General features: G+C 44.8%; 1 rRNA gene. It reads right to left on the bottom strand.

From position 1 onward, the window contains the following. Window positions 1-742: 742 nt before the first annotated feature. Window positions 743-854: ribosomal RNA gene (locus KQI49_RS18405) — 16S ribosomal RNA — on the bottom strand; the annotation flags it as partial.

Below are 854 nucleotides of genomic sequence, written 5' to 3'. Positions count from 1 at the left end.
CGAAGCATATCGGTGTTAGTCCCGTCCTTCATCAGCTCCTAGTGCCAAGGCATCCACCGTGCGCTCTTCTTCACTTAACTATCCTTAAAAAGTCATTTCAATGAATAAGCATATTATCTTTGATTAATCTAGCTTCGGCTCCTAGCGACTAGCGTGACTTCCTTCCCCTTCGTACGATAAGTCAACATCAACTCACTTACGTTCGTTATGTTTCCTTTATCTCCTACGGGTCAGTCCAGTCCGTACGTCGCTGAGCAGTCACCTCAGCTTTTTGTTTAATCTAGTTCTGGCTCCTATCAACTAGCAAACTTCCGGTTCCTCCCTCCGATAAGTCAACTTCAATTCGCTTACGCTCATTGAGTTTCCTTTACCTCGTTAGAATCCATCCAGTTTGTACGTTGATGAACAGTTGCCATCACTTTTTAGGTTTGATGTCGTTGACATTACTCTTATTTAGTTTTCAAGGTACAAATTCCACAGAAGCAATCACCTCTAGTTTATATAGAAGTCTAAAGCGCTGCGGGTTTTAAGAGAGACTTACTCTCTCAAAACTGAACCGAACAACCAAGTATGTTTCCGTAAATGTCTAGCTCCAGCACCCAGCGACTAGCAAACTTCCTTTACCTCCGTACGATAAGTCAACATCAACTCACTTACGTTCGTTGTGTTTCCTTTATCTCCTTCGGCTCAGTCCAGTTTGTACGTCGCTAAACGGGTGCTTCCGCCTTTCATATATCCTTAGAAAGGAGGTGATCCAGCCGCACCTTCCGATACGGCTACCTTGTTACGACTTCACCCCAATCATTCGCCCCACCTTCGGCGGCTGGTTCCTAAAAGGTTACCTCACCGACTTC

Origin of the sequence: Virgibacillus sp. MSJ-26, from assembly GCF_018918075.1 — a bacterium.
Lineage (GTDB): Bacteria > Bacillota > Bacilli > Bacillales > Amphibacillaceae > MSJ-26.
Note: the sequence above shows the minus strand (reverse complement) of the source record. Positions and strands in the feature narration are given on the sequence as shown.